This window comes from Glutamicibacter sp. 0426, from assembly GCF_001906485.1.
Lineage (GTDB): Bacteria > Actinomycetota > Actinomycetes > Actinomycetales > Micrococcaceae > Glutamicibacter > Glutamicibacter nicotianae.
In genome coordinates, this window is record NZ_MPBI01000013.1 from 1 (window position 1) to 5906 (window position 5906).

The window sequence follows — 5906 nt, forward strand, 5'->3', positions numbered from 1 at the left end:
CAAACAACAAACACTCTCGACACCACAACCACCAATCCTTCGATGACTGCTTCGCTCCGGAGCAACTTTTCCAACTTACCAGACTTCCTGATCCGATCAAAATCGGTGGAAAACCTTGAGTAGAAAGTGATTGGCTGCCGGGTAAACATTCGGTAGATTCCGTGGTGTTTCCGTTCCGGCAACAGATAAAAACTATACACAGGTTTTCAGGGCTCCGCAAATCGATAGGACGCTTTTTGCAGTGATCGTCGTTACACTATGAGGGCATGTTCCACGGCGGCATATTGGCACGCCCCAAGAGTCTTTCGCATTGGTTCGAGAATCTAAGGGCCCTCGCCTCGATGTCTGCTGGATCTCCATACGAATAGCGAACATTCCCAGGATGGCAGAATCGTCAATGCCCAGGATCCGAAGACCATGCTAAGCAAAGCATCGAAACGGATGTCAGCAATGCAGCCTGTGAACGCCTGGTCCATGCGGGATAAACGTAGGACCCCGTGATTCCAAGAACCTTGACCAGACACCCAAAGTGCCGCCACGGTAAATCCCCTAGCTGCAATCGCTATGCAGAAGAATTCGATGGGCTGTATTCGTTTGTAGCCAAAAGTAATGTCATCAAAAGTTAGGCGTCGAACGGCGCTTGGACGCCACGGTGGCCGTTGCCCTAGCCACAGGTGATCTGGAGTGGACTAGTCCCGCAGGCCGTAAAACGGGAGTTCATGATTCGCAACGAGGCAAGACGGATACCGTGTCGTTCTACACCCAAGAAGGCGCCGGCCTACCTTCGATGCCGTTTCAGTGTTGCGCGCAATCTGAGTCAGTCCGTATTTCACTGGTACATCCATTGAGCCAACGACTCAGGCGATCACGACAGGTTTCAGTAGGACCTATGAAGAGATCGTTGAAACGCAGTGGTGGCTCTACGGCTCTACGGCTCTACGGCTCTACGGCTCTACGGCTCTACGGCTCTACGGCTCTACGGCTCTACGGCTCTACGGCTCTACGGCTCTACGGCTCTACGGCCAGTGTCCCGTCATCCACATTAGAACTGCAAACCAGGCCGGCCTTGTCGAAGGGATGCCTAGTTTGGGGAAGCTCCAGTTAAAGCCGAATTCGAAACCGTCCATAGTTTCCGTGCATAAAAAAATCGCGGAACATAAGTTCCGCGATTTTTTTGCTTTGGTGACCCCAACGGGATTCGAACCCGTGTTGCTGCCGTGAGAGGGCAGAGTACTAGGCCGCTATACGATGGGGCCGTATGCTGAAGAAAATCTTCAGCTCACCAAATTTCTTTGGTGAAGCGCTGGGATACCAGGACTCGAACCTAGAATGACGGAACCAGAAACCGTTGTGTTGCCAATTACACCATATCCCAATGTGACTTGGTATTCGTTTACTTCAGCAGCCGAAGCTGATCCGCATTGAATGCCTTAGCACGAGATATAACTATACCTAAAAAAATCTCAGATCGCACATCCTGAGGCGATATCCTCGAGTGATCTGCAGCTCGTTTGCTGGAACGCTTGTTATGGAACTGCCATTCGCTACAGGACAGCCTTCAAATTGCCCCCTAAAACCCAGAAGGCTATTTAGGTTTTACCGGGTGTTGCTGGGGCGGCTTAACGCAAAAAAAGGGGGAACCGTAGTTCCCCCTTTTGCTGCAAGTCGGGATAACAGGATTTGAACCTGCGACCTCGTCGTCCCGAACGACGCGCGCTACCAAGCTGCGCCATATCCCGTGGTTACAACCCTTTCACTATACACCCGTGCAGGACTATTTTCAGAGTCCGCCATGCCTGCGCGTTTCGCATCGCCAGTTCATTGGCTGCCCCTCGTAGGTTCTTACTTTAAATGGCTTTCCCGGGATTCAAGATATTCAACGGATCCAGAAGACGTTTGATCTGCTGTTGGAGTTCGACCACTTCACTTGATTGCTCCCATTGCAACCAATCCTTTTTAATCAATCCGACACCGTGTTCACCGGTAATCGTGCCGCCTAGTTCCAAAGCAATGCGCACTGAGGCTTCAACCGCACGGTCTAGCCTGGCTAAGGGGTCCACACCGTCTTCTGGTTCTACAGAGAATGTCGGGTGCAGATTGCCATCGCCCACATGCGAAATCATCCGCATGTCGATGTTCTCTTCGCGTGCCACTTGTTGAACGTGGTGCACGTATTCAACCATTCTGCTTTTCGGAATGGCGACATCTTCGCCAGTCCGGTAAGCATCATCTTTGGTATCACCGCGGCTGGTTCGGCGCATTTCGATCAGCTTCATAGCTCTGGGATCCGCTGAATTGCTTAGCTGTGCATTGCGTTCTTCGAAAACTTCACGGAGAGCAGATTCTTCACGCTCGGCGCCATAGCCATCTAGTCGAGCCAGCAACATGGCACCGCCGAGGCCTGCGTAATTCGTTGAGTACTGTTCATCGAGAATGAGCAACGTCGAGTGATCGATCAGTTCCAGAATGGCAGGTTGGATTCTAGCTTTGGCAATCAATTGAACGCCTTCGACTGCCTCCTCCAAGCTGGGGAACAATAGCGTTATGTCCCTTTCATCCACTGGAAGATAGCGCAATCGAACAACTACGCGAACGACGACGCCCAATGTGCCCTCGGACCCTGTGAATAGGGCAGCGAGATCATAGCCAGCGACGCCCTTGAACGTATTCTTGCCAACTCGGATTAGCCGGCCGTCAGCCAATACGACGTCTAGTGAGAGGACAGATTCACGAGTGACGCCATATTTCGCGCAACGCAAACCACCAGCATAGGTAGCGATATTGCCGCCGATCGTCGACATCTTGTAGCTCGCAGTATCCGGGGCATACATGAGACCAAATTCTGCAACGGCTTCGTTCAGCTGATGATTGATGACGCCAGGTTCAACAACAGCGACTTCATCTTCCGGGCGGATTTCTAGAATTCTATTCATTCTGCTCAGGTTCAACACGATGGCATCGCCTAGCACGTGAACGCCCCCGGAAACACCAGTGCCGGCACCGCGGCTAATCACCGGCACCTTGTATTCAGTGGCCAAGCGTAGAACATGTTGGACATCCGCTACGGAACTGGCGAAAACCACGGCTAGCGATTCAACGGGATTCCCCGACAATTACCCGAAGTCCCTGGAGTTTTCTCGAAGCACCACACGCGATGTTTCGAGGGCTCCGTCCGGTAACGCTGCGCTTAAGGCATCTAGGAATTCAGCGTGGGTAGTTGCCATCGTCATCTCCACGAGTCGGTGTCTGCAGGTATTTACCTGAGACTAAGGCTTACGGCAGGCAAAGGTGAACTAGATGACTTGCCTATGCAATAGCTGTCCGGTGCACGGCGCTGTTTGTGCCCTCATTACGGGTCACCTTGCAGCAGGCCTAGGTCACGGCCCCAGCATTCTTTGAGGCTATCGCCGTTCAGCTGCTGAAGTCTCTTCCATCTTCGTTGCTTGGGCTTCAGCTGGACTAGCCTTTACTCTTACGAACAGCCGATAGCAGATGCCCAGGATTGCAACCCAAATTAGACCAGTAATGAGCGCACTGCGCGTTTCCGGAATAATGCCAATAAGGACGATCACAAAGATCATGAAGGCCAACGCCAAGTAGCTGCCCACGGGCCACAACGGAACTGGGAATGCTGATGGTTCAAGAGCATCTCTGTCTATCCGATGCTTCATCCGGATATGCGAGATCAAGATCATCGACCAAACGACAACGGTCGCGAACGTAGCCAATGCAGCGATCAGGAAGAAGATCTGGTCTTCGAACCATATGTTCAGCACGACACCGATAAGCAGCGCACCGATCATCGATAAAGATGTCACCCATGGGACACCGTTAGCCGTGGTCTTCGTGAACACCTGGGGTGCCTGGCCTTGCTTGGCCATGCCGTGAATCATGCGTCCTGCGCCGAAGATGTCCGCGTTGATTGCTGAAAGTGCCGCTGTGATGACGATGAAATTCAGAACGTTCGCTGCAGACGAGAAACCGATGCTGGAGAAGATCGAGACGAATGGACTCTCATTGCCATCGATCGTGTTCCACGGCTGAATGCACATGATGACACCGAGCGTCAGTACGTAGAACAATAGGATGCGCACTGGGACAGAGTTGATCGCCTGCGGTATGACCTTTCGGGGGTTTTGTGCTTCGCCGGCAGTAATGCCGATTACCTCGGTGCCACCGAAGGCAAACATGACGATCGTCAGCGAGGCGAGAACTCCCCAAATGCCGTGCGGCATGAAACCCTCGTTAGCGAAGAGATTGGAAAGACCAGCAGCGCCTTCGCTTTGATTTCCCAGACCGAAGACGATTACGAGAACTCCACCGGCGATCATTGCAACGATGGCGACGACCTTGACCAGCGAGAACCAGAACTCCAGTTCCCCGAAGACTTTGACCGAAAGCAGGTTCACGGCAGCGATGAAGAAAACAACCGCCAGGATCCAGATCCATCGTTCAACGTTAGGGAACCAGAAGCCCATATACACGCCAAAAGCTGTCACATCTGCCAGAGCCACCACAAACATTTCAAAGGTGTAAGTCCACCCTGTGGCGAAGCCAGCGAAACGGCCGACAAATTCAGTGGCATAGTTGCCGAATGAGCCGGAGGTCGGATTGCGGACGGCCATTTCTCCCAACGCACGCATCACCATGAACACCACTGCGCCACCGAGTATGTAGGCCAGCAGCACGGCTGGACCAGCCATTTGAATGGCACTTGCAGAACCGTAGAATAAGCCAGTGCCGATGGCAGACCCTAGGGCGATAAATCTGATATGCCGTGTACTCAAGCCACGTTTCAAGTTTTGGCTTGTCTGGCTAGTTCGCATATTGCTCCTCCGAGATTCCTAGATGCTCAGTGGGCTCCTACTCACCTTTGCTGGTGCGCTTCAACCCCCGCCACCTATGTAATCGCAGTCACAAGCATGTCGGATCGGCGAAATGGTCAAGAGAGTCCGGTACCTCAGACTAGTGATAATTTGAAGCTGAGATACCGGACTGCAGTTCTTTCAAGGGCTTTATTGAATCGTCATGATAAGCCTCTTGGAGCTTCGCCCACTAGAGCTGGCATGGAAATGTTTATCTGGTCTGGCTCCGTGCGCATTGCCGCCGCAGTCTCCTGAACTAGCCAACCGACAAAGTGGTGCGCTCCGGAAAACTGACAGCAGGAACACGCATCTGTGGACCACAGTCGATCTATTGGAGGCCGAGGCTTCTGCTGTGCGCCTATGTCAGTGCTTTCGTAAAAAGAGGTGCGAGGCCTCGCAATTGCGGATTCGGTGCCCAGTCGTCGGAAAAGCCGAACTAAGTGATTGCTCGTGGACTTGAGAACAGGTCAAAACAGCCAATGACGCTGGCGCTCAGTCGAGAATCACGCGACGAAACGTGGCTGCCACTTTTGCTTGGAAGTCACGTCCTGCACCGCTCGACTTGCCTCGATCTAGCAGTAATATTTCGCCGGGCGATCGAACCCGGCGAAGAACTGGACGGAGCTAATCGATAGCGTCAAGCAGGATAACGAAGTTGAGAGTAGGGGAGCATTTTAGCTTGGCGCAGGCAGTTTTCAATTGGCTATGACACCATCTGGCATGCCTGGCAACCACCCGTCAGTGGAAACAATTGAAACTAGAAAACAATCCTCTGCCCCATACCCGGTTGCACTCGAACATCGGCTATCGGACTAAGTTGAAGTTCAATCCTTTAAGGTTGCTAGTCATCACAACTGGCACCGCAACCCAATACCAGCCCCATCTGGAGCAGAACAGAAGCGGCCAGCGGCCAAACCCCCTTAAACACGAACAGGCCAAGCATCGCCTGGCCGCACAGTCACGGGTTAAACAGGTGAGGCTCCAACCATCACTGGCTAGAGCCTCAAACCCACTAGGTTAAGTCCGGCGGTGACCTACTCT

At 52.8% G+C, this 5906-nt stretch carries 2 protein-coding genes and 3 tRNA genes; all 5 read right to left on the reverse strand.

The window, feature by feature from the left end; all coding sequences use genetic code 11:
* Positions 1-1180 precede the first annotated feature (1180 nt).
* Positions 1181-1256, reverse strand: a tRNA-Glu gene (locus tag BKX98_RS16505).
* A gap of 47 nt (positions 1257-1303) precedes the next feature.
* Positions 1304-1375: transfer RNA gene (locus tag BKX98_RS16510), tRNA-Gln, on the reverse strand.
* A gap of 290 nt (positions 1376-1665) precedes the next feature.
* A tRNA-Pro gene (locus BKX98_RS16515) sits at positions 1666-1739 on the reverse strand.
* Positions 1740-1847: 108 nt separating this feature from the next.
* Positions 1848-3083 carry an FAD-binding oxidoreductase gene (locus tag BKX98_RS16520; protein WP_255372336.1) on the reverse strand — a complete coding sequence of 412 codons (1236 nt, stop codon included), beginning with the start codon at positions 3081-3083 and terminating at the stop codon, positions 1848-1850.
* A gap of 318 nt (positions 3084-3401) precedes the next feature.
* On the reverse strand, positions 3402-4826 hold the full coding sequence (locus BKX98_RS16525; protein ID WP_073708054.1) for an amino acid permease: 1425 nt from the start codon (positions 4824-4826) through the stop codon (positions 3402-3404).
* Between the last annotated feature and the right edge of the window lie 1080 nt (positions 4827-5906).